The organism is Dickeya poaceiphila, assembly GCF_007858975.2.
Taxonomy (GTDB): domain Bacteria; phylum Pseudomonadota; class Gammaproteobacteria; order Enterobacterales; family Enterobacteriaceae; genus Dickeya; species Dickeya poaceiphila.
This window is the reverse complement of the sequence record NZ_CP042220.2, coordinates 1,461,710-1,483,726: the sequence shown is the minus strand read 5'-3', so window position 1 is coordinate 1,483,726 and position 22,017 is coordinate 1,461,710. Positions and strand designations below refer to the sequence as shown.

44 protein-coding genes are annotated in these 22,017 nt (G+C 46.9%); 20 read left to right on the top strand and 24 right to left on the bottom strand.

Annotated elements, in window-relative coordinates; all coding sequences use genetic code 11:
- Positions 1–44 precede the first annotated feature (44 nt).
- From Dpoa569_RS06490 to Dpoa569_RS06370, 24 genes are all read right to left on the bottom strand, one after another.
- Positions 45–542, bottom strand: coding sequence for an AcrIF11 family anti-CRISPR ADP-ribosyltransferase (locus Dpoa569_RS06490; protein ID WP_042871514.1), 498 nt, complete (start codon positions 540–542; stop codon positions 45–47).
- A gap of 158 nt (positions 543–700) precedes the next feature.
- On the bottom strand, positions 701–1,513 hold the full coding sequence (locus tag Dpoa569_RS06485) for an antitermination protein Q (protein WP_042873987.1): 813 nt from the start codon (positions 1,511–1,513) through the stop codon (positions 701–703).
- 103 nt (positions 1,514–1,616) lie between these two features.
- Positions 1,617–1,766, bottom strand: a complete 150-nt coding sequence (locus Dpoa569_RS06480) for a hypothetical protein (RefSeq protein ID WP_155683835.1) — start codon at positions 1,764–1,766, stop codon at positions 1,617–1,619.
- A 15-nt stretch (positions 1,767–1,781) separates the two neighbouring features.
- Positions 1,782–1,970 (bottom strand): hypothetical protein, encoded by a 189-nt coding sequence (locus Dpoa569_RS06475; RefSeq protein WP_042871517.1) that lies wholly within the window; start codon positions 1,968–1,970, stop codon positions 1,782–1,784.
- Positions 1,967–2,194 carry a hypothetical protein gene (locus Dpoa569_RS06470; protein ID WP_042871519.1) on the bottom strand — a complete coding sequence of 76 codons (228 nt, stop codon included), beginning with the start codon at positions 2,192–2,194 and terminating at the stop codon, positions 1,967–1,969. Before Dpoa569_RS06470 ends, Dpoa569_RS06475 begins: the two co-directional genes overlap by 4 nt.
- Positions 2,191–2,553: a RusA family crossover junction endodeoxyribonuclease gene (locus Dpoa569_RS06465; protein WP_042871522.1), complete on the bottom strand. Its 363-nt coding sequence runs from the start codon at positions 2,551–2,553 to the stop codon at positions 2,191–2,193. The genes Dpoa569_RS06470 and Dpoa569_RS06465 overlap by 4 nt, the downstream gene beginning before the upstream one ends.
- Positions 2,554–2,556: 3 nt before the next feature.
- Positions 2,557–3,045 (bottom strand): HNH endonuclease, encoded by a 489-nt coding sequence (locus Dpoa569_RS06460; protein WP_042871523.1) that lies wholly within the window; start codon positions 3,043–3,045, stop codon positions 2,557–2,559.
- Positions 3,039–3,329, bottom strand: coding sequence for a DUF1364 domain-containing protein (locus Dpoa569_RS06455; protein WP_042871526.1), 291 nt, complete (start codon positions 3,327–3,329; stop codon positions 3,039–3,041). The genes Dpoa569_RS06460 and Dpoa569_RS06455 overlap by 7 nt, the downstream gene beginning before the upstream one ends.
- Complete coding sequence (locus tag Dpoa569_RS06450) at positions 3,322–3,612, bottom strand: hypothetical protein (RefSeq protein WP_042871528.1); 291 nt, start codon at positions 3,610–3,612, stop codon at positions 3,322–3,324. The genes Dpoa569_RS06455 and Dpoa569_RS06450 overlap by 8 nt, the downstream gene beginning before the upstream one ends.
- Before the next feature lie 143 nt (positions 3,613–3,755).
- A complete protein-coding gene (locus Dpoa569_RS06440; RefSeq protein WP_050569470.1) occupies positions 3,756–4,067 on the bottom strand; it encodes a dATP/dGTP diphosphohydrolase domain-containing protein in 312 nt (103 codons plus the stop codon).
- Complete coding sequence (locus tag Dpoa569_RS06435; protein WP_042871530.1) at positions 4,064–4,234, bottom strand: NinE family protein; 171 nt, start codon at positions 4,232–4,234, stop codon at positions 4,064–4,066. The genes Dpoa569_RS06440 and Dpoa569_RS06435 overlap by 4 nt, the downstream gene beginning before the upstream one ends.
- On the bottom strand, positions 4,206–4,679 hold the full coding sequence (locus Dpoa569_RS06430; RefSeq protein WP_042871533.1) for a recombination protein NinB: 474 nt from the start codon (positions 4,677–4,679) through the stop codon (positions 4,206–4,208). Before Dpoa569_RS06430 ends, Dpoa569_RS06435 begins: the two co-directional genes overlap by 29 nt.
- A 102-nt stretch (positions 4,680–4,781) precedes the next feature.
- Complete coding sequence (locus tag Dpoa569_RS06425) at positions 4,782–5,060, bottom strand: hypothetical protein (RefSeq protein WP_128569748.1); 279 nt, start codon at positions 5,058–5,060, stop codon at positions 4,782–4,784.
- A gap of 195 nt (positions 5,061–5,255) precedes the next feature.
- A complete protein-coding gene (locus tag Dpoa569_RS06420; RefSeq protein WP_050569471.1) occupies positions 5,256–5,606 on the bottom strand; it encodes a hypothetical protein in 351 nt (116 codons plus the stop codon).
- Positions 5,599–6,021 (bottom strand): phage protein NinX family protein, encoded by a 423-nt coding sequence (locus Dpoa569_RS06415; RefSeq protein WP_042871539.1) that lies wholly within the window; start codon positions 6,019–6,021, stop codon positions 5,599–5,601. Before Dpoa569_RS06415 ends, Dpoa569_RS06420 begins: the two co-directional genes overlap by 8 nt.
- A gap of 15 nt (positions 6,022–6,036) precedes the next feature.
- Positions 6,037–6,237: a hypothetical protein gene (locus Dpoa569_RS06410; protein ID WP_042871541.1), complete on the bottom strand. Its 201-nt coding sequence runs from the start codon at positions 6,235–6,237 to the stop codon at positions 6,037–6,039.
- 42 nt (positions 6,238–6,279) lie between these two features.
- A complete protein-coding gene (locus tag Dpoa569_RS06405) occupies positions 6,280–6,459 on the bottom strand; it encodes a hypothetical protein (RefSeq protein ID WP_042871543.1) in 180 nt (59 codons plus the stop codon).
- A complete protein-coding gene (locus Dpoa569_RS06400) occupies positions 6,456–6,941 on the bottom strand; it encodes a hypothetical protein (RefSeq protein WP_050569472.1) in 486 nt (161 codons plus the stop codon). The genes Dpoa569_RS06405 and Dpoa569_RS06400 overlap by 4 nt, the downstream gene beginning before the upstream one ends.
- A gap of 24 nt (positions 6,942–6,965) precedes the next feature.
- On the bottom strand, positions 6,966–7,175 hold the full coding sequence (locus Dpoa569_RS06395) for a hypothetical protein (protein ID WP_042871545.1): 210 nt from the start codon (positions 7,173–7,175) through the stop codon (positions 6,966–6,968).
- The gene (locus Dpoa569_RS06390) at positions 7,175–7,768 is read right to left on the bottom strand and encodes a DUF6475 domain-containing protein (protein ID WP_042871548.1); all 594 of its coding nucleotides are present in this window, start codon (positions 7,766–7,768) and stop codon (positions 7,175–7,177) included. The genes Dpoa569_RS06395 and Dpoa569_RS06390 overlap by 1 nt, the downstream gene beginning before the upstream one ends.
- A complete protein-coding gene (locus tag Dpoa569_RS06385) occupies positions 7,768–8,691 on the bottom strand; it encodes a replication protein (protein ID WP_042871551.1) in 924 nt (307 codons plus the stop codon). The genes Dpoa569_RS06390 and Dpoa569_RS06385 overlap by 1 nt, the downstream gene beginning before the upstream one ends.
- A gap of 9 nt (positions 8,692–8,700) precedes the next feature.
- On the bottom strand, positions 8,701–9,237 hold the full coding sequence (locus Dpoa569_RS06380; protein ID WP_042871554.1) for a beta clamp domain-containing protein: 537 nt from the start codon (positions 9,235–9,237) through the stop codon (positions 8,701–8,703).
- Between the two features lie 18 nt (positions 9,238–9,255).
- The gene (locus tag Dpoa569_RS06375) at positions 9,256–9,549 is read right to left on the bottom strand and encodes a CII family transcriptional regulator (RefSeq protein ID WP_042871556.1); all 294 of its coding nucleotides are present in this window, start codon (positions 9,547–9,549) and stop codon (positions 9,256–9,258) included.
- 102 nt (positions 9,550–9,651) lie between these two features.
- Complete coding sequence (locus Dpoa569_RS06370; RefSeq protein ID WP_042871558.1) at positions 9,652–9,867, bottom strand: YdaS family helix-turn-helix protein; 216 nt, start codon at positions 9,865–9,867, stop codon at positions 9,652–9,654.
- 117 nt (positions 9,868–9,984) lie between these two features.
- Here Dpoa569_RS06370 and Dpoa569_RS06365 point away from each other — a divergent pair, with 117 nt between their 5' ends.
- From Dpoa569_RS06365 to Dpoa569_RS06270, 20 genes are all read left to right on the top strand, one after another.
- On the top strand, positions 9,985–10,698 hold the full coding sequence (locus tag Dpoa569_RS06365) for a LexA family transcriptional regulator (protein WP_042873991.1): 714 nt from the start codon (positions 9,985–9,987) through the stop codon (positions 10,696–10,698).
- A gap of 82 nt (positions 10,699–10,780) precedes the next feature.
- Positions 10,781–11,722: a hypothetical protein gene (locus Dpoa569_RS06360; RefSeq protein ID WP_042871560.1), complete on the top strand. Its 942-nt coding sequence runs from the start codon at positions 10,781–10,783 to the stop codon at positions 11,720–11,722.
- Between the two features lie 290 nt (positions 11,723–12,012).
- Entirely contained in the window at positions 12,013–12,279 is a 267-nt protein-coding gene (locus Dpoa569_RS06355) for a transcriptional antitermination N peptide (protein ID WP_128569749.1), read from the top strand.
- Positions 12,280–12,891: 612 nt separating this feature from the next.
- A complete protein-coding gene (locus Dpoa569_RS06345; RefSeq protein ID WP_042871564.1) occupies positions 12,892–13,173 on the top strand; it encodes a hypothetical protein in 282 nt (93 codons plus the stop codon).
- Positions 13,174–13,242: 69 nt separating this feature from the next.
- Positions 13,243–13,509, top strand: coding sequence for a hypothetical protein (locus tag Dpoa569_RS06340; protein ID WP_042871566.1), 267 nt, complete (start codon positions 13,243–13,245; stop codon positions 13,507–13,509).
- An 87-nt stretch (positions 13,510–13,596) separates the two neighbouring features.
- The gene (locus Dpoa569_RS06335) at positions 13,597–13,788 is read left to right on the top strand and encodes a hypothetical protein (protein ID WP_042871568.1); all 192 of its coding nucleotides are present in this window, start codon (positions 13,597–13,599) and stop codon (positions 13,786–13,788) included.
- On the top strand, positions 13,785–13,979 hold the full coding sequence (locus Dpoa569_RS06330) for a hypothetical protein (protein WP_128569750.1): 195 nt from the start codon (positions 13,785–13,787) through the stop codon (positions 13,977–13,979). Before Dpoa569_RS06335 ends, Dpoa569_RS06330 begins: the two co-directional genes overlap by 4 nt.
- Before the next feature lie 10 nt (positions 13,980–13,989).
- On the top strand, positions 13,990–14,853 hold the full coding sequence (locus Dpoa569_RS06325) for an ATP-binding protein (protein WP_042871571.1): 864 nt from the start codon (positions 13,990–13,992) through the stop codon (positions 14,851–14,853).
- A complete protein-coding gene (locus Dpoa569_RS06320) occupies positions 14,854–15,453 on the top strand; it encodes a single-stranded DNA-binding protein (protein WP_146411166.1) in 600 nt (199 codons plus the stop codon).
- 126 nt (positions 15,454–15,579) lie between these two features.
- Complete coding sequence (locus Dpoa569_RS06315; protein ID WP_042873993.1) at positions 15,580–16,155, top strand: 3'-5' exonuclease; 576 nt, start codon at positions 15,580–15,582, stop codon at positions 16,153–16,155.
- A 69-nt stretch (positions 16,156–16,224) separates the two neighbouring features.
- A complete protein-coding gene (locus Dpoa569_RS06310) occupies positions 16,225–16,455 on the top strand; it encodes a hypothetical protein (RefSeq protein ID WP_042871575.1) in 231 nt (76 codons plus the stop codon).
- A 13-nt stretch (positions 16,456–16,468) separates the two neighbouring features.
- Positions 16,469–16,657 (top strand): ANR family transcriptional regulator, encoded by a 189-nt coding sequence (locus Dpoa569_RS06305; protein ID WP_042871577.1) that lies wholly within the window; start codon positions 16,469–16,471, stop codon positions 16,655–16,657.
- Positions 16,650–16,841: a hypothetical protein gene (locus Dpoa569_RS19425; protein WP_071604323.1), complete on the top strand. Its 192-nt coding sequence runs from the start codon at positions 16,650–16,652 to the stop codon at positions 16,839–16,841. Before Dpoa569_RS06305 ends, Dpoa569_RS19425 begins: the two co-directional genes overlap by 8 nt.
- A complete protein-coding gene (locus tag Dpoa569_RS06300; RefSeq protein WP_050569474.1) occupies positions 16,828–17,811 on the top strand; it encodes a hypothetical protein in 984 nt (327 codons plus the stop codon). Before Dpoa569_RS19425 ends, Dpoa569_RS06300 begins: the two co-directional genes overlap by 14 nt.
- 342 nt (positions 17,812–18,153) lie before the next feature.
- A complete protein-coding gene (locus Dpoa569_RS06295) occupies positions 18,154–19,107 on the top strand; it encodes a Lar family restriction alleviation protein (RefSeq protein ID WP_042871580.1) in 954 nt (317 codons plus the stop codon).
- Positions 19,097–19,954 (top strand): hypothetical protein, encoded by an 858-nt coding sequence (locus tag Dpoa569_RS19505; RefSeq protein ID WP_201765198.1) that lies wholly within the window; start codon positions 19,097–19,099, stop codon positions 19,952–19,954. Before Dpoa569_RS06295 ends, Dpoa569_RS19505 begins: the two co-directional genes overlap by 11 nt.
- Positions 19,951–20,286: a hypothetical protein gene (locus Dpoa569_RS06285; protein ID WP_227983139.1), complete on the top strand. Its 336-nt coding sequence runs from the start codon at positions 19,951–19,953 to the stop codon at positions 20,284–20,286. The genes Dpoa569_RS19505 and Dpoa569_RS06285 overlap by 4 nt, the downstream gene beginning before the upstream one ends.
- Positions 20,287–20,367: 81 nt before the next feature.
- Entirely contained in the window at positions 20,368–20,616 is a 249-nt protein-coding gene (locus tag Dpoa569_RS06280; RefSeq protein ID WP_128569752.1) for a hypothetical protein, read from the top strand.
- A gap of 11 nt (positions 20,617–20,627) precedes the next feature.
- Positions 20,628–20,972, top strand: coding sequence for a helix-turn-helix domain-containing protein (locus tag Dpoa569_RS19790; RefSeq protein WP_071604324.1), 345 nt, complete (start codon positions 20,628–20,630; stop codon positions 20,970–20,972).
- Positions 20,855–22,012, top strand: a complete 1,158-nt coding sequence (locus Dpoa569_RS06270) for a site-specific integrase (protein WP_227983189.1) — start codon at positions 20,855–20,857, stop codon at positions 22,010–22,012. The genes Dpoa569_RS19790 and Dpoa569_RS06270 overlap by 118 nt, the downstream gene beginning before the upstream one ends.
- The last annotated feature ends 5 nt before the right edge of the window (positions 22,013–22,017 follow it).

Here is a 22,017-nt window from a genome sequence, read left to right as displayed (position 1 = left end):
GGCTACCGCCAAAATTCTGATCGATGTAATCGGCTAATTTCATATTATTCTGCCGTTATTTTTGGGTTAACGATTAAATAACTGGTGCCGTGCTCGTCTCTCATTTCTACAGCATCAAAACCAAGGTGCGCCGCAACGCGACCGCGTAGGCGTTGAATTTCCCACGAATATGCACCCCCGATATCAGATCCGAGCCGAGGAAATAACAATACATCAGCAAATTCATCATCTTGATTTTCGTCATCAACTATTGCGCGGGCTAATTCATTAACTCTATCCATGTTTTCAGAATTAATTTCATATTGATCGAGCAGAAATCTTACTATCTCCTCAAAATTGGCATCCAAGTCGCGTGATTCAGCCACCCTTTCTTCATCAACAATATATGTAAAAATGTTACCGTTTCCGTGGGATGCCGCTGCGTCCCAGTCGCCGCTGGCAAAGATGCCATCAAATACGTTTTCGCTAGCACCGAGCATTTCGAATGCGCCAACTTTTATTGCTGGAGCTACGGTACTGCATGAGCCGTGAAACAGTTTCATTTTTTGGGCCTCAACCTCGTTTTGATGGCCTAACTATAACCACTTTATGGTTATACATCAAGATGGCGGACGAATTATTTTTCTCTGCGCATTCAGCCAATTCGATTAGCGCCCAACCATGTGAGCGCTATGTGAGCACGCATCGACTTCAAGGCGAATTAACTGGTAACGCGCCTCAAATTAATCTCTGCAGTTGATTCCGCCTGATGACACGCCGAAACGAGCCGCTCATACATCGGTTTTACATGGCGTGACCATGTCGGCTGTGATATCTCAACGCCAGCGGCACATAGCGCCCTGCGGACGCTCTCAGCTGGCAATCGAGAGTATCCAGTGCCGTGGCACCGCTCACATTCTTTTGTCACCGGTATTCCGCCATTTATCGCTGTAGCCCGCTCATCAATCACAATTCCGCGTCCACGGCACCGGCATGAATTACTGACCAACCCCCTTCCTTTGCAGGTCGGGCATTGCACACGGACTATCTCGCGCCGTTCGTGAGTAACATTGCAAGCTAGCGGTTTATCCAGCATTTCGATTTTCGGCATAGCATCAATGACGCGTTTTCCATACGCCGCCTTCAGACTGAACACCTCCACGTCGATAAACCCATCATCGCAGTCAGGGCAACGCTTTACGCTTGCAGCACTACGCGCATAGTCATGATATGCAAATGTTGCGAGCAATTGCAGCGCTCGCAGTTTACTATCTGCATCGAGTTCTGAAAGAGGTTTGCAGTGTCCCGCCAGACTTTTTGCAATCTCTATCAACCCCTCAATGGCTTTATCAGGGCTGCTTACCCCGATTTTAGCGAGAAACAAATCCATCCCAATGCCGCTAGATTGGTGACTCATGCCGATAGCGGCCATCACATCACTGATACCTAATCTGTCGCTTGCTGTTGCCGGTGATTCGTCGGAGAGTTTTGGTGATTTCGGCGAGAAAAATTTAGGAATTGATTCTAGATTCACTTGGATTTCCTCCGCTCTGGATATGCATCCCATGACTGATAATGCGCCGGTTTAACCGCCGGAATTATTGGTGCAAACAAAGTCAGAATGTAAGGAAGATATTTCATGATTTATCACCCTTGTTCAGTGAGTATCGATTGATAATTTCCCGGCGGCGCTCATTTTTCCACTCAATCGACTTTTCATGATCGGATATTTCTTTTTCCAGTCTAAGTAATTCCGCTGTCACATGCGTAGGGATTTTATCGATCATAATCCACCTCGGTATTCACAGTTCCGAATCTATCTTGCCGTGTTGTGTATATTTTTTTTTGCGCAAGCGCTCTCTTGTTGTGCTCATCTCCTGACTGACTCGCATAGTGCCGTCTCTTTTTTGAATGACACAGTGATGATGCTTTTCAGTTGCACGCAGGTATCGCGCTTCTTCTATTGCCGCGTTGATATTTGTAAACATCATGCTGCCTCCCTGTTAGCCTGCATTGCATTCAGATATAGGCCGTTAAAGCTGTATCTTATGCCATCCCAAATATTTTCCAGCGTAGCATATGGGAAATAACTCAAATAAAAATTCTCTGCTTTGTCTATTTCATTAAACAAGTCACTGCGGCTTTGTGCCCTGATAATGAAAATGACATCTTGAAATATCGCTGCCGTTTCGCATGGGTAAATTATTTTGGTCATACCTTCCCCAATTCAATAATGACGATATCCAAACTGCCGCCTTTAACTTGATCGCCACGCCTTACTCTGAAATCATCTATCTGTTCATCATCCAGCATGAATCCGGCGTGCGTGAGCGAATCAAAAACCGCCTTTTGCAGGTTATCGAGGTCACGTCTTCGCTTGTCTGGAGCGCTGGCGATGATGGAAATTTTCAGTCTTGCGGGAGTATTGATATCGAGGTTTTGTTGCTGGATTATCTGGATGATTCTTTGACGGTATTCTTTGCCTTTCTCGCTGATATAGTGCCCGTGTCGTGCGTGTCGCCAGTATGTGTTTAGGCTTGGTGGCCACGGCAATTTGAGGTGATATTCAGTCATCGCTTAATCTCCGGCATAGAATTCACCATGATTTTCTTTGCAAAATGATATGTAGGCATTTTTTGCATCTGATAATTCATTAAAAAGGCCAAGATAATATCTTTTCCCATTTAGTCCGGCCTGAGCTTGCCATTTACTTGTTCGCTTATTCCACACAACCCCTTTAACTCCTGATGTGTTGTTTGATGGAACTGCTCTATTCATTTGATTTTCCGACTTGCTGCATTCCCTTAAATTATTTAATGAGTTGTTATCTTTGTTTCTATCCAAGTGGTCTAAGTTTGAAGGCCAATACTTATGCTTGTAAAACCAGGCGAGACGATGCGCAAGGTGCAATTCTCCAAATAATTTAATCATGCGATAACCTAGGTTGTTTATATATCCGGCCTCGTCACCTTTTTTAACGCCACCCGTTCTATCCACATTCCATGTGAAAATTCCTGTAGATTCATCGTAATTAATCAACTCAATTAGTTGTCGATGACTTAGCATTTGATCTTTCCCTCCGCCAGTAACACGGCCTGCGTCCTGATTACACCCTCAAGGTGTGCCAGATGTGCGCTATCTGCGTCTGTGAGGCGTGTACGGCGGTCTATCTCGTCATGGCACGACGAGCATGTCCACGCGCCGAAAAGGTCATCAGGCTTCATTCCTGTGCCGCAAATGCCAGACATTCGGTAATGCGCCAGCACCACGGTTTCAGCATTGCCGTTACAAATGCCCTGAAGCCTGACCTGACACTCGCGGCCTCTGGCCTCTTTGCGTAAATTAGCCATTCATTAGCTCCTTTTCTCTCTCGTCTTCGTGAGTGAAGTCGTCGCCGTCAATGGGCATGAGCCATGCGCCGGGGCATTTGCAGTTTTGCCCCGGCTGAATAATTCCCTTTACTCCGTAAAGCGGTGAGTTAGTGGAATTGACGCGCCAAATGTCATTTCTGTTTTTGTGCGGGCCATAATCTACGGCACCCAAAAACTCAAACAGGTTTACAACCCTGCCAATGTTTTCGTGATTTATACTGTAAACAATAATAGCCATCCCTCCAATTCTTAATTCAGCCATTATTTTCCTCCCGCACTATATCCATCACATCACCGCCCAATAATTCATCCGTGCATTTTTCGCACGCATAAACCTCATTTTCCTTCAGACCGCCACCGCATTGAATGCAATATCCTGCACGCTCTATGCACTGTCGCTGATAGTCAGTTATTTGATTCTGAGTTAGCATTATATTTCTCCGGGTTCTCATCAATCCACATCAGGAATAGCAGGCAGCAAATGGCATGAGCTAAATGTGGCAATCCGCTCTCATCATCCAGTCGCTCACCATCCCACCATGCTGTTATATGCCGTATGCTGGCATCAAAATAGCGACGACGAGCATCAGGAACGGTTTTCCAATTATCAATAGCGTATTTCTTTGCTCCGAATTCCAGAACATCCACAACGCTCTTTATTGCACCTAATGGCAGTAGACTAAATCGCCATTTACCGACATCGTTTTTTGTCGTCATCGCGTAATCCTGTTTCTGGTTCTGTCCCACATAGCCTTTTTGAGTCCGTAGACATAATCGAATGTCTGGACTTCACTAGCTGGCGGGATTTTCTTGGGTTTATTTCGACTGCTGCGGGTGGGTCTGAATATACAATTGTCACAAACTACTTGGGTTGGGCTTCTCATCACCCTCACCTCCTGAGCGTTGCGCCCATTCATACTCGCGTCGAGATTCATCGCTCCATTTGACACTCCTCTCAGAGCCAAACCAAAATATGATTTCTATCAACTCTGTCATGCTGGCCTTGCGCATCTTGCTTGTGCGAACGCCGAACAGCACAACACCGCCATCGATACCCGGCGCACTGCGTTGCTCCTGACGTTTCGTTTTCAGCCATAGCGCTGTGAAAATGTCCTTCCAGTCGCTTTCGTCATACCGCTTACCATGCCAAAGAACTTGCCGTGAAACGTCCTGCAGCATCGGCCACATGCGGTCGTTTTGCGCTTTACTTCGCTTGGGTTCTTTGACGTGAATTTCGTGCGGTGATTTGTCGTCAATTGGTAATGCGAGGATGGTGTCTATTGCGTTATTTCTGATCGCTTCATTGCGAAGCAGGTAGGTTTGCTTCACTGTTTATTCCTATATTTCGTGATTACGAATCAGGGTGAGTAAAATACAGCAGCGCAATAACAAAAATTGCACTGATTGCTATTTCAAAAAATTCTATAAATTTCATGGCTTTCTGCCTTGCACGGTGATGCCAGCTGCGCGGATAGCATTTGCTGCGTGCTCTCGCATCATATTCCAGTCGTCACCTTCCCAAGCGACTTGATGCGCCCCCATCGCTGCCGGTATCTCAACCACCAGCGCAGCGCGGCTGGCTTGCCATGCCTCCCAGCTGCTTTTGTGCAGTTTTTTAATGGACAGTAGGCTAGCCCCATTCCGCATCATTTCTTCCTTTTGCGGCTTAAACCACGCCTCAAACTCACTGCGCATCTGGTCTGTGCTCATGGCCTGCCTCGCTCAAATCGTCGATTAGCAAAATATTATAAATTACAGGCTGGTACCTGCGCCTATACTCCATCACCGGTATCATTATACCCAGCACCCAGAACATGAGTCCGAATATTAATCCGCCGTGATGTGGCGATACAGACATCAAAACCATGACCATGCTTCCCAACCACAGGAAGCCAAGCAGACATGTCATACCATCCGCCTCCCAATCTCCGCCGCAGCCTCGACGATGGCACGGCGAGTGGCGGCTAATTCATCCGCTCCGTTGACCCTGACGCTCAGGCCCGCAATGGTTTCTGCTAGAGCCGATTCCGTTGTAATGCTAACCCGCATACGCAATTCTACCGCCAGCCTGAAAGCATCGCCGTCGTTGGTTAGAGGATTCCAATATGAATGCATCGCGGCCATGATTTTGTTCTTTGGTGCTGGCAAACGGGGTCCGAAATACAAGCCGTGGCCTTCTCTTTCGGCGTAATCAAAATCAAGCGGACCCATCCCGGCAGCCTTCGCCGCCAGCTCCAGCAATTCGCGGTCAGTCATGCCCCACCTCCACCAACTCCTGCGGCACTTCTACTTCTTCCCCAAGCACCGATGCGACTACAGCGCGGCAAATGGCGATCAACTGCGTCTCACCTCTCTGGATTGCGTTATCCACGTGTGGATGAATGCTGGCAATGTGAGTTAATCTATTTTCGTCCTCGTCGTCACTGAGCCATATTCCATATTTCTCAATAAGCGGGGCACATTCTTTCCAATGTGTGCTGGGGCTGTATCCCATCTTGTCGAAAGAGCCGATTTTTAATTTCGGGTCTGATAGCTCATCGCCCCATATCCAATATCCGCCGTTTGCTCCAATCCCAAAATCCATTGGATCATACTTAATTTCATGACCATCAGCGGTCGCTACAGCCCAATCAAGCGCCGCTCCACTCAACTCACTTGTTTTCACTTTCACTTTTCACCCCTTTAATCAGTAAGGAATACATTCATCACAACCAGCAGACCAGCCAACTCCACCACATTTAGGGCAGACATATGGCTCGGCATCTTCATCCTGCGTCAGTCTTTTTAGAACTGATTCCAAGTGCTCACTTTCGAATCCATCTTGGAAAAAGCAGGTGATTAGTTGCGTCAGTTCATCCTGTTCAAATTCATTGAGTTCGATTTGCATCGCTTTCACCTTTAACTTTTCTCGCGCACAAACTCGCGCCGCCTATTCCTGTTTGTTTATATTGCCTTCACCAACGGCGTGATATTCGTTTAGTGCGTCAACGATGACATCGATAATATCCCCTGTTGACATTTGTCCGAGAATTTCAATAACGCTAAAACTTTGTTCAACCCCAAAAAAACTTTGTAGCGCCAAAATTAATTCTTGGTATGTAGTTTTCACGGTCTCACCTCATCTCTAATGCGCTCTATTTCGCTAATTGCTGATAACATCCCGATCCGCATACGTTCCGATTTTTCCAACCGCAATTTATCTCGCACAATTGCCAGCGCTGAATTGAGTGATTCAATTTTCGCCTGTGCAATTGCCTGTCTATGTGTTTGTTTTAGTGCTGGCTTGATATTTACTTTCGGAGTCCATAGCGATTTACGGCTTCTTTGCTCTGCCATGATAGCGTCTAACATTTCTCGCTCGTTTTGCATAGAATCACCCAATGTCACATGCATATGGCTTATGATGTATTCCGGCGTTTCTTTCACCTCAATCCTGTCACCGCTAGTCATTCTCAGAACTGTTCTCCCAGCAGAAAAAAATGATTCGATGTGGCTAGGCTGAATATAAATCGGCTCATACTCGATTCGCTCTTGTCCATCGATTCCTGCCGATTGAATTAGGTGTACCTGACTTAATTTGATTACGTTCATATCACATCCTCCTGTTTATTCGGTCTAGGCGTCAACGTCCCAATCTGAGAACTCGATAATTAAATCGAATACCCGTTCGATTGATGCTTTCGCCTGCTGTAAATTCTCCGCTGATTCAGCATCAGCGCACTTAACGCCGTTAAGCTGCCCCATAACCAACTCCTTAAACTCTATGGCGTCTTTGCGGTTGCTGATTGCTCTGGTTCTGCTGAGAAAGTCGATGATTTCAGCCATCACGCAGCCCCTTTGTTTTCGATGAGGAACATCCCGTTGCGGATCTGCTTGGCTTTGGTCACATCGCCCAGCAAAAACGGCTTTGGCGCTTCCTGAAATCCAGAGCGGATGTTTTGGGCATCGTCCATGCCGATCAGGATGGTTTCGCACTTCTGCACACCAGTGATCAGCATCGCTCGGTAGCGCTTCTCAAACTCACGCGCTCGGAACGGCAACTCCTCCTCAGTGACGCCAGCAAACTCAATCCAGCCACCCATTTCAGAAATCACTGCGTGAATCGCGGGATCATCGAATACAACGCTGTTGCGGCGTCCGTAGCTGCAAATGGCCTTGTATGCCTTGCTCCATGCCTGTAACGCTCTGCCGTCCTTGTTTCCCTCGATGTGCCGTAGCAGGTCAGCAGGCTTGGGAAAGAATTGCCCGTTGTCGGTGTCGCGGGTATGCCCCTGAAATGCTCTTTGCACGTCCTCAGACGGATACGGCTTTAGGGCGTTCCAGTAAATCCCGATCATCACCTCGGAAATCTCTTTCCCGTATATCTCGCCAATCGCTGCCATCGACTGAGCGAACTTAGGTTTTTCAGTGTCGTTCATCAGAATGGTGCTCCGCTGTCGCCCTCTCCTGCCCAGCGCTGGAGACGGTCAAGGTTTCTTGCAGTGGTTGCCGAGTATTTCCCGGCGGCGATCGCCTTCGCGTGCTCGTTGTCGTCAAGGTCGCGTAGCTTTTCGACCTGAGCGGCGTCACGCAGGATTGTCTCGATGCCGTCATAGCGCTTGTTGGACGGGTTTTTGCCCATTAGCCAAGAGTCGTATTTGGCACCAGATATCGCTTTGCAGAGGTCAGCAACGGTGAATCCCTCATCGAGACGGGCGTTGATTCGCTTGCGGCGCTTCTGGTCGAGTTTTGATGTCAGGTGGTTATGCTCTGCCTGCCAGTGGCTGAACACGGTTTTAATGGCTTGTGATGCTGGTTGTTCTGGCGGTTTCTCTTCGTCCTGCTCAGGTGGTTTTTCACACGCGTCCCCAGCGGGGACTATAGGGGTAATACTGTCTTTATTGTCTTTTGTAATATTGTCTTTTGTGTTTGACCGTTTCGGTAAATCGCTTTTTACCGATTTAGGAAAGGTTTTCTTTACCGATTCGGTAAATGTTTTACTGAATCCGTTAAACTTGGTTTTCCACTCAGAAACGGCCTTGTTCATCCCTACCTGACGCCCTTGTTGTACAAGGACTCCCATCCTGATTAACTCGTTTCTTGCTGTAGAGCATTTTGTTGCCGCCATCCCTGTTAGCTCTGCGAACTGCTCATTGCCGATCCAGTCCATTTTTTTGTTATAGCCGTAGGTCTTTCTCCATACGGCCATAACAATCAGCAGTTGGTGTTGCGTCAGGCCGGATAACATCACGGCCTCCAGCAATTCGTTAGCAGTTCGCGTGTAACCATCGTCGAGATCTGCCACTCTTTTCTCCTGCCCCGGCTCAGGTCCGGGGAATTTGATTACCTCAGCAGTGTTCATGCCCCCTCCCTAGATGCGCATCGGCATAATGACCAGCGTTCCATTGCCGAAAGCGCTGTTGAACTCAACGATTGATGCTTCTGTGTTACCGTTTGGCTTGATCTTGATGCCACAGAATTTCGGGTTGTATAGCTTTGCGGCTTTTTCGATGTCAGCCAGATAACCAGCGTTAAAGCCGATCTCGTCAGTAGGCTTACTTTCAAATTTTGAGGTGAGGCGTTCGATGTCAGGGAATCGAGCGTCAATTACTTCACACAGGCCAGCGCCAACGCGCAATCCATGAGCGTCAAGATAAGAAACGTTACCTGTATCAGTATCAATTTCGGCTTTCTCGAATCTGGTAGGCTTGGCACCCTTGATAGCGACGATCACGCGATCTTCTAGGCCATCAGTTTCATGTTGGCCGATAAACGCTCTGTGGCCATCTGTCGAATAAAGCTTTTTGTCAGGAGCAAAACAGATGCCATTGAGGTAATAACGAACATCCGCTTTTGCTTGGAAAATCATTGCGCTTAACAGCGCGGTTTTGCTGACAGTTAAAATCATGGTATTATTCCTATCGGTTTAAAATTCCATCGATATCTGAGAATCCGTGTCCTTGCCCGACGCGGATTTTTTCTTTATGAGCAACAGAGCAACTTGTTTAGCCAAATGCGCCAACTCATCGTCATCAACGCCCCATTCCAGCACTGCCAGTAACAGGCTCATGCGCGGTATCAGCGTTTCTTTCCACCGGGTAATCTGTGATGGATTTACGCCCACTGCCTCAGCAATAGCGCTGACCCCTTTCACAGCAATTTTGTTCAGTAAAGCGCTCTCAATGTGCAGAGCTTCTTTGCGTGTTTTTGCACGTTCCATTTGTGATACTTATCCGTGTTGAATACATAGGCATCCCGTGGGGTGCCACTGTGTTTGTTTGGGGTGAATCACCCACATCAGGCTGTTAAAGAGCGGCGTTACTTATGCGGCACTGAAAATATCAGGGTAAAGTTCTTCCTTACTGAGTCCGGTTGCTGCCAAAAATTTGTTCATTTTTCGTGCTGGCAACCGGCCACCGCGCCGTTTAATCATGTTGATGGCCTGCGGAGTTACACCCACTTTTTCAGCCAAGTTCTTTTGGCTGCCACCAACAGCGGCTACGGCTTTTTCCAGCGGTGTAGTCTGCGTGTTGATCATATCTATCTCCGTTTATTTAAATCAACGTAATGTTAACTCCTTAGCTGGAATAAATCAACATAATGATGATGGATGTGAATAAACAATATGTTTATATTTTGTGATATGGAGATCGCCATGAAAACAGCTGAAGACAGAATCGAATACATCATTGATAGTGAAGGGATTAGGCAAAAAGACCTAGCCCGAATGGTCAATGCCACACCTCAAACAGTAAATAACTGGAAAAAACGAAACTCGATCAGCAAGGACGCAGCAAAAAAAATAGCTGAAATGTATGGCTATTCCTTAGAGTGGGTTCTTGATGGGACAGGTAGCCCAAAGCCAATCATCAATAGAGAGTCCACAGTTCCACCGGAATCAGAGTGGGATACAGTTGATGCATGGGATAAAAAAACACCACTACCTAGCGACGAGGTCGAAGTTCCATTTTTGCGTGACATAGAACTCGCCGCTGGAGATGGTCGAATATCAGAAGACGATTATAACGGATTCAAATTGAGATTTTCGAAAGCCACTTTGCGCCGGGTTGGCGCTAATACTGATGGGTCTGGAATTTTCTGTTTTCCCGCAAGGGGTAACAGTATGGAGCCTAACATACCAGACGGAACAACTGTTGCCGTCAACATTGACGACAAAAAAATAGTTGATGGAAAAATATACGCAATAAATCAAGATGGCTGGAAACGCATAAAACTACTGTACCGGACCGGGCCGGATACATTGAGTATACGCAGCTATAACAGCGCAGAACACCCGCCAGAAGAAGCCGCCATCTCAAATGTAGAGATTATCGGGCGCGTATTCTGGTGGTCTGTAATAGATTACTAGCCACAGGCGGTGGGTGTTGGTGCGAACTTCAATAGGCAGCAAACAGTAAATTTACTGTATATGAGATCAGGTGAATGCCATAATGGAAGCAAGTGGAATTGCGGAAACAGACGACATGAAGTTCAGAATTGTTTATGACGGCCCAGCCCTAGACAACCATGAGATGGATGTCCGCGATTTGGCACCTGCCCTTCTGTCGCTATCTGATGCTTTAGAGGAGGCGGGAAAGACAATCTATGGAAAAGAAAGGCGCGTATCAGTAAAGGTAAATGCTTCTTTTAAAGCTGGATCTTTCGGCGTCGATCTCATAGCTCAATCATCATCACTAACCAGCCAAATAATCGGAGCTTTTTCTGGCAATAGTGCCTCTGCTGCCTGCAACATAATAAGCCTGGTTGGGTTTGGATATTTAGCATCAAAACAGTCTTATAAAGGTCTGCTCCAGTTAATCAAATGGCTGGGGCCAAGAAAGATAAAAAGAATAGAACCAACATTTGATGGCTGCACAGAGATTTTCACTGATGGTGAAAGTGAGGTTTTTGAGTCTCAAGTTATTGAATTATATAAAAACAAAAAATTAAGGCGATCTCTTGAAAATGTAATCACTAAACCTTTAGAGAGAGATGGTATCGACAGTTTCGCCGTCACCATCGACAACGGGAAAACTTTTGTTGAAGTCAGTAAAGACGAAGCGATATTTTTCAAAGTTGATAACATAGAAGAATCAATAATATCTGAGTCCATTACTGAGAAAGCACTTCAACCCTTAGATATCTCTTTTCGTGAAGGACACAAGTGGCAGTTTTCAGATGGAGCGAGCCCATTTCAAGCTGAAGTTAGTGATGAACGATTCCTAAAGGCTATTGATGACCAATCAATAGCCTTTGCTAAGGGTGATCTCTTGCTAGTTGATTTGAAAGTAACGCAGTATCTAGCAGAGAAAGGCATCAAGACTACCTATGAAATTGTGAATGTTAAGAAGATCATAAACCCACAACGGCAAATTGAATTCCCCTTCGAGTAATCCCACCCGGCTCCGCGCCGGGTTTTTTATGCCCATCCTCAATCCCCTTTGTCTTGAACACATAAATCAACACTGATAAAAATAAATAAACATAAAAATCAACGGAATGAGCATTTTTATAAAAAATAAATCAACATTATGTTGACCGAGCAATTCACATGATGTTTAATTGATTCACAGCAGGACGCTGACTCAGTACAAAACGGATTTATTGCTCTTTAACAATACGCCTGAGGGTGTTTCACCCCCAAAAAAACAAGCGATTTCACCCTGCTGCTTTACGAAGCGGCATGAATGAAACCACTGGAGATATCCATATGCCAAGAAACACACACAAGAATTTAGCGCGAGCGATTGCTCATCGTGCAGCACAGCAAGCCGATATTCGACTGGCTCGGAAAATTGAGGCGGCAATTTCAGGTTGTTCAGAACGCGTAACAAAGGCTCTGATTGAATTACCGCGAGTGACAGAAGTAGATAGCGGTGCTACATGCATACCTGATGTTGCGCTATTTCGAGCCGGGTATCGTAAATCTGAAAATATTAGTGCGAGGTGAGTATGAAAGACAGGCCAAATAAAATTTTACTTACATGCATTCAAAACAACGAACATTCTCCGGAGCGATTAATAAATCAAAAAAGAATGGTTGAGATGGCTATATCAGCATGGTCTATTGGTGGCAATTGTTATGATGAGAACAAGCACATCGCCGGATATTGCGAAGAACAAAGAGGCTATTTTTACGAGGCATTAAATCTAATAAATAATCTGCTAGTTAAGTTTAATTGAAAGGCCGCATAGCGCGGCCTCTTTTATTACCACATAAATTCTATGGGATGCGGTGACGCCAACACCGGGGTGCGAATATACAGACATTGTTTGTATCTCACCGCATCGCCATAGAGTTTATTGCATCCGATTAATAACTGAGTGAGGGGATATGGACGATATATGCGTTGGATATATCCGAATAAATAACAGCAACGGAACATACTTAATGGATGGCACGACGCTTCCAGTTTATGTTGATGCCGATTTTGGACTGTACGCCATTGAAGAGTATGAGAAAGGCGAGCCATGTAATCACTCTCTCCAAGATTTACGAGAGGATGGCGTAGATTTCACGCTGGTAAATATTAATAACTTAATCAGTACAGAGAGGTGAGAGATGGGTAAATACATCATCGTCTGGAATGAGAATAAAACGCAAGGGATTCTTCTCAGCCAAGAGAACGAAACAATAGATACATACGATGACGCATTTCATGCAGGCGGGGGAATGGAGCAAGGTAATGTTGCGTCATTGGCTGATGCTTTCAGAAATATATATGGGGAAGAACAGCAGTGCTCTTATCAGTGCGTAGATATTGAAAACGAAAATAGCATTCCGATCGAACATGATAGCTCAACTTGGGATGATGATTGGGATTATGAAGACGCTAACAATTAACCACCACCCCCGCGCCAACACCAGATAACGCGATAACACTTAACGCCCTATTGGGCATTGGAGATAGAGATGACAAAGAAAGAAAAGCAATTCGTTGACGATATGATTCGTTGCCGTGGTATCGATTTTGCCCGTATCGGAATGATGGTTGAAGTTTACGGAGATATCGGAACCATCGTAGGCATGAACGGCAGCGCTAATTTAGATGTGGTTTTCACCAATCAGCTTAAATATGGAAAGCATCCTGAAAACTGCCATCCAATTTGTGAAGTTAAATATTTCGACGCTGACGGGAAAGTTATTGCTGATTACACAACCAAAAATACGGCGGCATAGTTATAAATCAACGGGAGGGAGTGATAAGTAAAATTACCATCCCTCACATCCGCATCACCTACTAATTAATCAATCAGGAGTTACCCAATGGCATATACCAATGTCGGGGCTATCCCTATGGGTAGCTCACAGCCAGTTTTTGAGTTTGACGCAATTAAATCTATTCAACATGCGAGAGTGAATATTCTCGCTAGTTCATCATTTACAACTAAGAGTTGGCTGCAACGGTTATTCGAACAAATTGTCGCAACGGTTAATCAAAAGGGGTGTCCGCTATGAGCCAGTCAGTAGAAACCCTATTCCCAAAAACAAGAGTTGCAGCGGCATCTTGGCATCATCACTGTTTAATCATGGCTGGTGAATGCAGAAAAATGGGGAATATTGGGGCTGCTGCAAACCATCTTTATTCTGCAGCAATTGCAAGATTAAATTTTCAGCATTTTACACCGAGCGGCAAAGAGCCATTTTGAGGAATAACAAATGAAATTTGAAAGGGCTGTACGAAAGAAAGCCAGGCTGCGGCTGGCACTTACCGGGCCAAGCGGATCGGGGAAAACATACAGTGCTCTTTTGGTAGCAAAAGGTATTGGCGGAAAGATAGCGGTAATCGACACAGAAAAGGGTAGCGCATCGCTTTACTCTGATATCGCTGATTTTGATGTGCTAGAGCTCGAACCACCATTCTCTCCTGAGCGTTTTATTGAGGCTATTCATGCGGCAGAAATCGCAGAATACGACACGCTGATTATCGACAGCATCACACATGAATGGGCTGGTGTTGGCGGCTGTCTGGAGCTGGTAGACACCATCGCAAAGAACAAATTCCGTGGGAATAGCTGGTCAGTGTGGAGTGAAATCAACCCGCGCCACCGCCTATTCCTTGATGCAATTTTGCGCTCAAACATGCACATCATAGCCACTATGCGGAGCAAGACGGAAACTGCGCAGGTTGAAGAAAATGGCAGAAAAAAAGTTGCAAAACTTGGGATGAAGTCAGAGCAGCGTGATGGCGTGGAGTATGAATTCACTACCGTTCTTGATATAGGGCATGAGACGCATCATGCAATTGCCAGCAAAGATCGCACGAAAATTTTCTCTAATGCAGATCCGGTAATTCTGAGCGAGGCAGTGGGCGCAAGGCTTTTAGAGTGGCTTGACTCTGGCGTCAATCAGCACGACGAGGCGCTAAAGCATTTTACTGAAGCCGCCGCGTCAGCTAAGAGCGTGGATGAGCTTAAATCGGCATTCGAAGAGGCGTGGCGAACCCTGCGAGGGTCTACCCAGCAGTCAGATGCTAAGAGCGTGTACGACATACGCAAATCTGAATTAGAGGAGTCAGCATAAATGGCCAGCAGAGGCGTTAACAAAGTGATTCTTATCGGCAATCTGGGTCAAGACCCGGAAGTTCGCTACATGCCGAACGGCGGTGCGGTCGCCAACCTGACTCTGGCCACGTCGGACAGCTGGCGCGACAAGCAGACCGGCGAGCAGAAAGAGCGCACCGAGTGGCACCGCATTGCCCTTTACGGCAAGCTGGCGGAAATCGCTGGTGAGTACCTTCGCAAAGGCTCTCAGGTGTATATCGAAGGCCAGTTGCGCACCCGCAAATGGCAGGATCAGAGCGGTCAGGATCGCTACACCACCGAAGTGGTGGTCGATATCTCCGGTAGTATGCAGATGCTGGGTGGCCGCGCAGGCGGCGGTGCACCAGCCGGTGGCGGCATAGGCGGTAATATGGGTGGTGGTAACGCGCCACAAGGCGGTTGGGGTCAGCCACAACAACCGCAGCAAGCCAACCAGTTCAGCGGCGGTGGTCAGTCCCAGTCCCGTCCGCAGCAAAGCTCGCCGATGCCAGGCAACGAACCGCCGATGGATTTTGACGACGATATTCCTTTCGCGCCTATCGGATTGCAATTTAATAAACATTCCATTCACTCAATTTAAATAAAATTGACGCAGAACACTGAACCACTCCGTGGGATTTGTGCCGCATAAAATTAAGGAAATTCATTACCTATCAATTTTCTGTTAATTCTGGAATTGGTTATTCATAACGCATGGTGGAATAAATTGAACAACATAATGATTGACCTCGAAACGATGGGGACTAATCCTCATTCACCCATCGTCGCTATTGGCGCTGTATTCTTCAATCCGGTTACAGGTGAGCTGGGGAAGACATTCTATCGAACCGTAGACCTTGAAAGTTCCATGAAACTTGGCCTTACCCCTACTGCCAACACTATTAAGTGGTGGATGAATCAAGATAAGAAAGTTGTTGAGGAAGTTATTAAGGCAAAATCAAGCATTACTGATGCTCTTACGGCATTATCTCAGTTTGCAGTTTTTGCGTATTCACCTGCAGCTAATTACGGTGGTAGTCTATTAAAGATTTGGGGTAATGGTTCAGCTTTCGATAACGTTATTCTCCGCGAATCATACAAAGCATGTCATTTGACCCCGTTCTGGGAATTCTGGAACGACATGGATGTGAGAACGATTGTCGATATGGGGCGATGTGTTGGCTTCGACCCTAAACGCGATATACCATTTGATGGTGACAGACATAACGCTCTAGCTGATGCGGTACATCAGGCAAAATACGTTTCAGCGATTTATAAAAAATTATTAAATAAACCCAATTAGATTTACGCGCAAAGAATACGCCAAATTAACTTGGCGTATTATCTATGCAAAAAACAAATGGTGAACATAATGATGCTGGAATATCAACTGGATAAAAAAAATAAGTCAGAAGCTATTAAAAAAATACAACTTGGGTTTGGCGGAGAGTTAAAGAAAGAATCAAACTATGATCGATGGTTAAAAATGATTGTGTATAGGACGTCATTTCACCCACTACCAAAACAAGATAATAAATTCTTCATTCAAGATTCATTCGGTAAATATCGCGGATACGGTCAAGGCCGCGTCATGGGCGACTAATCAGGAATAAATCATGAACACAGCATATACTACAGCTGCAAATAAAGCAGTTGCGCACGAACGCGCATATGAATTTCATAACGCAGGAATGATGTGGTTAGCTGCACAGCGCTATGCTTCTGGTAAAAATATCGAACACTGCGAATTACGTGCTGAATTTTGTCAGAAATTTGGTAAATATCTGGAGAGAGACAATGACTGAGATAATTGATCAGGCAAATGAATTAGTTGAAATGACAATTCAGCACGCTATTAATAGCCGACCTGCTCCGTTGCCATTTACTGGTAAATGCCGTAATTGTGACGAGAAGATATCAGTAGGTTCATTCTGTGATGCAGACTGTAGAAATGATTTTGAGCTCAGGAGAAAAAATGAACGCAAATAATGAAACTGCCTGCCTGATAGAAAAAATAAAATCTCATCTCGAAATACAAGATGACTCGATAAAAAACGGAAAAATAGCAAACTGGCAATACATGTATCAGAGATATACAGCACCAGTAGTATTGCATCAGATTATTGAATACATAGAATCGGTTGAGAGCCAGCTGACAGCTCTGCGTCAGGCGCAGCAAGAGCCGGTTGCGTACATGTGCGATGATGACGCTGGACGAGAATACAACGGACACAATCAATTTTCATGTGGTCGCCGAGGCATTCCTCTATACATCCACCCCACCGCAGTTCCCTCGGTTAACGAACAAGAGCCTGCGGCTTTCCGGTGGCGTCACCGGGCGGATGGTGAGTTTCCGGCTAGTAAATGGGAATACCTACCGGCAGACCTCGCTGACCGCTTCATCGAGCGCGTAGTCAGCAAAGACAGGGATGTAGAGTGCGAATATGTATACACCGCCCCCGTCATCACGGATAGCGCTCCAATCATCACGGATAGTGAGCGCCAGTCGGCGATTGCCGCGCTATTGGCGCACCCGGATAGCTATTTTGGTGAGATGGCGTGTCGCCAGATTGCCGATTGCCTGCGCCAGCTCGAAACCGCTGAGGGTCAGCGAGCTGGCGCTTTTATCGCGTGTAACCGCTGGCACGATATGTTCCGAGAGGCAGAGAAACAACTGGCGGAGTTGCAGGGTATTCCCACCCCGCCAGCACCAGCTGTGCCGGATGAGTTGAAGGAACTTGCCGACAACATCAATGAGCGACTGCGGAATGGCGGGTTGAGCGGAAGAGAAACGGAAAAACTCGAATATGCGTGGGCCTTAGTAGAGACAGCAAGGGCGGACAGGGACAACGCCTGCCGCGCCGCAATGATCAAACAGTCAACCAACACTTGTCAGTTGTCCGGTAATTCCGAACAGCTGGGCAATGCTGGCATTAAAAGCAATGTCGAGGGGGAATAATGCGACTTAGTAAGAGGGAGATTGAGTACATAAAGCCCGCCTTTCTTTACTCTTGGCAAATTTACGTTAGCGCATACAGAAAAACAGCATTGTGGGATGACGACCCGCTAGTGCCTGTAAAAGTTGGTGCTGTAGCGGACGGGCTGATACGGAAAGGGGTTCTGGAGCTAGTGCATATGGGATATAGCCGCTCTGTTATTCGCCTCTCGAAACTAGGTGAAACATTCCGTTGCCCTAAATGCGTTAATGGCCGCACTTTTGAAGGTTCCGAGAATCCAGACGAGACGGTGGAATGTAAACATTGCGTCTCTGGAATCAGAATTGATAACGGAAAAAATTAATATGAAAGATAAAGACATTCAATCCCGCATCGACGCGGCTGTCGAGCTGCTGAAACAAGCGGCCCCGCAAATGCTGGCGGTAAAAGGCCCGGATGGTGCGCTTGTTGGGCCATTGAAAGCTACCGAACAACTGAGTGCTGCTGAACCTGTAAATAAACGTGATGAGTTCCCCGCCATTCTGCCCTGCGACGTTGAATTAAAGCCGGGACTGAGAATTGGGAAGGGTTGCCCAATCAGCACTCTGCACTTGGCCTTAAAGCGTCGCGCTGAATATCTCGCCATGCGAGAGTATATAAAACCCGCTGAACACGAAGCCGGGGTTGCAGCAATGCGCAATTTCATCCGTGATTGCGCTCCTACCACCGGCAAACCGTTGAAAGACCTTGAGCCTGACGAAATCGTTGAGCTATTCGGGCGCAAATTCCGAGTGGATTGCAGACACGACTACCACGGTAGGGGGGAAACCCGTTTCGACTTTCGGCGAGCAGAGGATGGGCTATCCCCTATCTGTGTAACGATTGGCATCGACAACGACCTCGGCCTTGTGGTCAGCAACCATCCGGGATTACCGGATGGTTGGAAGATTGTTCCTGTTGAGCCGACCGAGGCTATGTTGCTCGTTCTCGGAATGAGTGGCTCGCTTGAGTCGATGATAGCTAGGTATCACAAGATGCTCGCCGCCGCTCCCCTGCCTGACCATTCCGCCAAAAAGGTTGGCGCCGATCAATTTCCTGACTTCACGAAAATGGGCAACGGTCTGCTTCCGTGTCCATTTTGCGGAAGCGGTGACGTAGAAGCATTTGCACAAGATAAAGATGATTGCCCGAATATGTCGGCTATCGTTCGTTGCCATAACTGCAATGCTCAGTCAGCGCAGATGGTCGGAAAAAACAAAATTAGTATGGCATCAAATTCGTGGAATCGGCGCGCATCGGAGGTGAATCGTGGAAAATAAAATGTCTGCTGGGCGCGCTGATCAATATCGTGCAGAGGCACTAGCAGTGAGAAAAGCGTTAGGGTTTTCGCCAGATGCCGAAGATGTTTCGCCGTCTGATTTGGTCGCCGTTATCAATAATCTGCGCATTAACGCGACATGGACTGACGAGCAATGCGTTGAATTCTTATCCGTTGCGTTCAGGCATTGCGAAATTAAAGGTGATGTTGTCTTTGATGAAATCAGGCAGGGAGTTCAGTTTGCACTCGCCGCCGCTCCTCAGCCCGATCAATTGCGTGACAATGTTCCTGACGCCACGAAAATGGTTCCAGTTGACACACCGGCAAAAGACCTAATTGAACGATGCAAGCAAGTAGTTGATAACGCCGTGCAAAATAGTGGGCTGACATACGGCATGTCACGCATTGCGGACTATCACCACGTCGCATTATCAGCACTAAATTCCAGCGGTATCGCTAATACTACCGAAATCAGTACAGACGATTCCGAGCACCTGCTCGAATTGGTCGAAATACCAGTTGAGCGTGACGGAAACGGATATTGGTCGCACCATGTGTGGAGTGCGCTTTTCGGCGATCGCGAGGGTATGCCGCTAGATGAACTGAAAGCCACGCTGGCAGCAAAAAATCTCGAATGCACGTATGTCGAGCTGGAGTTAGATCACTCGGCTAAAGCGGAAGCCGTGGCATATCACTACTTTGAGAATGGCGACACAGACATCAGCGAATGGAACCCGATGCGCCCAGAAGGGGATGGATGGTTCATCGTGTCAATCCACGAAACTGATGAAGGACCAGTGTGCTACTGGGTTCGCCCGATTCCACAGAGCGAAGGGGGTGAAGCGTGAGTGATGAATTCCTTCGCCGCATTAACCAACTGGAAGATGAATTAGGAAACTGCACCACCACGGAGGTTGAGCTGGTCTCATACGTAAAGAACCGTGAAACGGGAACCTCTGAGGCTCGCTATTACGTGAGGCATAGCAATCAGACAACAGTTCTTGAGCAGGGATTAGTTATTAGCCGCGATCAGTTCGGTTACTACAAAGCCGATCTGGTAATAACCGACTTTCCTAAGTTGGGGTCAGCAGAAGAGGCAGCGTTAAAACTGGCTGCATGGCTCAAACGAATGGGTGAGGCCATTGAGTCCAGTTTTAATAGAGAAGGGGGTGAAGCGTGAGCTATGTATTTCTGATTTTTGTAATCAGCTCTGCTTGTAATTAGCCGCCTAGTGCGGCTTTTTATTGATATAGAGGTCATCATGAAATCAGCAGACGACTGGCTTAATGAGTGCATTGAGTCAGAGCACGGTATTTTCAAAAAACGCAAAGATGCGCTGGATTTATCGATTGGGCGGGAAAACTTTATTCGACACATTTTCCGCAGCATTCAGTCAACAGTAGAGGTGTGTGTGCCACAGCCAATTTTAAACGAATCTGCGCATTCGTATCGAAAGCGGGTAATCGATGAAATACATCGGGCTGGCGGAACTGTTGCGACACTTAAATAAGGGGATATGAATTGAATGACGAGGTTTTGACACTAAAAGAGGTCTCCACACTATTGAAAGTCCACCCCGAAACAATAAAGTCACTCGTACAGCGCGGCATCCTCCCGGCAACTGACATCGGCACCGGGCAACGTCATAAATACCGGTTCGTAAAATCAGCGTGTCTTGAAGCGATGTCAAAACCGATCAACACTGTCGCCGTGAATGCGGGTGACATGACCGAGAAAAAACCATGTCAATCAAACAACGGAACGGTGTCTGGCACTGTGATTTCACTACGCCGGACGGTAAGCGAGTTAGACAGTCTCTTGGCACGGAAGACAAGCGAGAGGCGCAGGAACTCCACGACAAGCTGAAAGCCGATTCGTGGCGGTCTGCAAAGCTGGGTGAAGCGCCGGTAAAGCTGTTCGATGAGGCGTGCATTCGGTGGCTGCGCGAGAAATCGCACAAGCGTTCACTGGATGCAGACAAGTCGAAGATAACGTTTTTTCTCGATCACTTTCACGGACGGGAGTTATCTACGATAACGAATGATCACATTCAGGTGGCGATATCCAAGGCGTACGATAGAAAGCACAGGGAGCGCTGGGAAGAAATGCGGGACAGGTTGAAGCGAGAAGGGAAATCAGTTCCAGCGTACAGTCCAAAGCCGATATCTGAATCGACCAAGTATTCGTTTCAGGCCTTCATGCGTGCTCTGCTACGGATAGCGGCCAACGAATGGGGATGGCTTAACTCGGTGCCAGTGGTGAAAGCGCGGCAGCCGAGAAACAAGCGGATACGTTGGCTTACGCATGACGAGGCACGGCAGTTGATCGACTGCCTTCCAGACCATTTGAAATCGGTTGTTACTTTCGCACTGGCAACCGGGTTGAGGCGGTCTAACATCCTAGATCTTGAGTGGTCACAGGTGGACATGCAGAGAAAGATGGCATGGATTCATCCAGAAAATGCAAAAGGAGGAAAGGCGATCGGCGTCGCGTTGAACGATACGGCGTGCGGAGTATTGAGGGGGCAGATCGGAAAGCATCACCGTTGGGTATTCGTTCATGAAATATCAACGACAAAGCCTAATGGTGAAAAAACGCCAGAAATACGAAAGTTAAGAGTTGACGGAAATAAGGCTTGGAATGCTGCCTTAAAAAGGGCCGGAATTGAAAACTTTCGCTTCCACGATTTGCGTCATACGTGGGCGAGCTGGTTAGTTCAATCCGGCGTACCTTTATCTGCATTACAAGAAATGGGCGGCTGGGAGTCGATAGAAATGGTACGCAGATATGCACATCTGTCGCCAAATCATTTAACTCAACACGCCAAACAAATAGACAGCATTTTTGCCAAGAATGGCAAAAATACGGCACAAGGGATAATCGGGGAAATAAAGAATGCGATGTAAATGCT

Bases quoted from the DNA above. Each gene is read 5' to 3' on its own strand.
- Dpoa569_RS06330 (WP_128569750.1), top strand. From the start codon at position 13,785: ATGAGCCAGTCAGTAGAAACCCTATTCCCAAAAACAAGAGTTGCAGCG.
- Dpoa569_RS06305 (WP_042871577.1), top strand. From the start codon at position 16,469: ATGAACACAGCATATACTACAGCTGCAAATAAAGCAGTTGCGCACGAA.
- Dpoa569_RS06425 (WP_128569748.1), bottom strand. From the start codon at position 5,060: ATGAGCACAGACCAGATGCGCAGTGAGTTTGAGGCGTGGTTTAAGCCG.
- Dpoa569_RS06455 (WP_042871526.1), bottom strand. From the start codon at position 3,329: ATGGCTAATTTACGCAAAGAGGCCAGAGGCCGCGAGTGTCAGGTCAGG.
- Dpoa569_RS06450 (WP_042871528.1), bottom strand. From the start codon at position 3,612: ATGGCTGAATTAAGAATTGGAGGGATGGCTATTATTGTTTACAGTATA.
- Dpoa569_RS06465 (WP_042871522.1), bottom strand. From the start codon at position 2,553: ATGACTGAATATCACCTCAAATTGCCGTGGCCACCAAGCCTAAACACA.
- Dpoa569_RS06410 (WP_042871541.1), bottom strand. From the start codon at position 6,237: ATGCAAATCGAACTCAATGAATTTGAACAGGATGAACTGACGCAACTA.
- Dpoa569_RS06460 (WP_042871523.1), bottom strand. From the start codon at position 3,045: ATGCTAAGTCATCGACAACTAATTGAGTTGATTAATTACGATGAATCT.
- Dpoa569_RS06420 (WP_050569471.1), bottom strand. From the start codon at position 5,606: ATGACTGACCGCGAATTGCTGGAGCTGGCGGCGAAGGCTGCCGGGATG.
- Dpoa569_RS19425 (WP_071604323.1), top strand. From the start codon at position 16,650: ATGACTGAGATAATTGATCAGGCAAATGAATTAGTTGAAATGACAATT.
- Dpoa569_RS06300 (WP_050569474.1), top strand. From the start codon at position 16,828: ATGAACGCAAATAATGAAACTGCCTGCCTGATAGAAAAAATAAAATCT.
- Dpoa569_RS06375 (WP_042871556.1), bottom strand. From the start codon at position 9,549: ATGGAACGTGCAAAAACACGCAAAGAAGCTCTGCACATTGAGAGCGCT.
- Dpoa569_RS06355 (WP_128569749.1), top strand. From the start codon at position 12,013: ATGAATGAAACCACTGGAGATATCCATATGCCAAGAAACACACACAAG.
- Dpoa569_RS06400 (WP_050569472.1), bottom strand. From the start codon at position 6,941: ATGAACGTAATCAAATTAAGTCAGGTACACCTAATTCAATCGGCAGGA.
- Dpoa569_RS06360 (WP_042871560.1), top strand. From the start codon at position 10,781: ATGGAAGCAAGTGGAATTGCGGAAACAGACGACATGAAGTTCAGAATT.
- Dpoa569_RS06310 (WP_042871575.1), top strand. From the start codon at position 16,225: ATGATGCTGGAATATCAACTGGATAAAAAAAATAAGTCAGAAGCTATT.
- Dpoa569_RS06335 (WP_042871568.1), top strand. From the start codon at position 13,597: ATGGCATATACCAATGTCGGGGCTATCCCTATGGGTAGCTCACAGCCA.
- Dpoa569_RS06435 (WP_042871530.1), bottom strand. From the start codon at position 4,234: ATGAGAAGCCCAACCCAAGTAGTTTGTGACAATTGTATATTCAGACCC.
- Dpoa569_RS06345 (WP_042871564.1), top strand. From the start codon at position 12,892: ATGGGTAAATACATCATCGTCTGGAATGAGAATAAAACGCAAGGGATT.
- Dpoa569_RS06295 (WP_042871580.1), top strand. From the start codon at position 18,154: ATGAAAGATAAAGACATTCAATCCCGCATCGACGCGGCTGTCGAGCTG.
- Dpoa569_RS06470 (WP_042871519.1), bottom strand. From the start codon at position 2,194: ATGACCAAAATAATTTACCCATGCGAAACGGCAGCGATATTTCAAGAT.
- Dpoa569_RS06370 (WP_042871558.1), bottom strand. From the start codon at position 9,867: ATGATCAACACGCAGACTACACCGCTGGAAAAAGCCGTAGCCGCTGTT.
- Dpoa569_RS06340 (WP_042871566.1), top strand. From the start codon at position 13,243: ATGACAAAGAAAGAAAAGCAATTCGTTGACGATATGATTCGTTGCCGT.
- Dpoa569_RS06380 (WP_042871554.1), bottom strand. From the start codon at position 9,237: ATGATTTTAACTGTCAGCAAAACCGCGCTGTTAAGCGCAATGATTTTC.
- Dpoa569_RS06320 (WP_146411166.1), top strand. From the start codon at position 14,854: ATGGCCAGCAGAGGCGTTAACAAAGTGATTCTTATCGGCAATCTGGGT.
- Dpoa569_RS06390 (WP_042871548.1), bottom strand. From the start codon at position 7,768: ATGAACGACACTGAAAAACCTAAGTTCGCTCAGTCGATGGCAGCGATT.
- Dpoa569_RS06280 (WP_128569752.1), top strand. From the start codon at position 20,368: ATGAAATCAGCAGACGACTGGCTTAATGAGTGCATTGAGTCAGAGCAC.
- Dpoa569_RS06490 (WP_042871514.1), bottom strand. From the start codon at position 542: ATGAAACTGTTTCACGGCTCATGCAGTACCGTAGCTCCAGCAATAAAA.
- Dpoa569_RS06440 (WP_050569470.1), bottom strand. From the start codon at position 4,067: ATGACGACAAAAAACGATGTCGGTAAATGGCGATTTAGTCTACTGCCA.
- Dpoa569_RS06480 (WP_155683835.1), bottom strand. From the start codon at position 1,766: ATGATCGATAAAATCCCTACGCATGTGACAGCGGAATTACTTAGACTG.
- Dpoa569_RS06365 (WP_042873991.1), top strand. From the start codon at position 9,985: ATGAAAACAGCTGAAGACAGAATCGAATACATCATTGATAGTGAAGGG.
- Dpoa569_RS06325 (WP_042871571.1), top strand. From the start codon at position 13,990: ATGAAATTTGAAAGGGCTGTACGAAAGAAAGCCAGGCTGCGGCTGGCA.
- Dpoa569_RS06475 (WP_042871517.1), bottom strand. From the start codon at position 1,970: ATGATGTTTACAAATATCAACGCGGCAATAGAAGAAGCGCGATACCTG.
- Dpoa569_RS06395 (WP_042871545.1), bottom strand. From the start codon at position 7,175: ATGGCTGAAATCATCGACTTTCTCAGCAGAACCAGAGCAATCAGCAAC.
- Dpoa569_RS06385 (WP_042871551.1), bottom strand. From the start codon at position 8,691: ATGAACACTGCTGAGGTAATCAAATTCCCCGGACCTGAGCCGGGGCAG.